This is a genomic window from Brevibacterium sp. SIMBA_078, from assembly GCF_046534565.1.
Classification (GTDB): domain Bacteria; phylum Actinomycetota; class Actinomycetes; order Actinomycetales; family Brevibacteriaceae; genus Brevibacterium.
The window spans coordinates 1-243 of sequence record NZ_JAWRYQ010000496.1 but is presented as its reverse complement, the minus strand read 5'-3'; the positions used below and the strand labels follow the sequence as shown (position 1 = coordinate 243).

Here is a 243-nt window from a genome sequence, read left to right as displayed (position 1 = left end):
ACACAACTCATTACTTTTTCTGGTGTCGCAAAAGCGATAGCAGTTAACACTTGGTGAGTATTTCCTGATAAACGTTTTAAGGTGTGAGTAAAGTCTTCTTTATCTCGTGGCTTGCATAATGATTGATTATCCATCACTACCACGGTATCACTACCTAGAACAGGCCGATCGGTATATCCTTGTTCTACGCCCATTTGTGCCTTTAAACGCGCTAAACGTTCGACATAATCATATGGGAGTTCG

General features: G+C 41.2%; 1 protein-coding gene. It reads right to left on the bottom strand.

Translation table 11 applies throughout. From position 1 onward, the window contains the following. The coding region (locus SB749_RS20550; RefSeq protein WP_410711942.1) for a Maf family protein at positions 1-243 on the bottom strand (243 nt) is incomplete at both ends.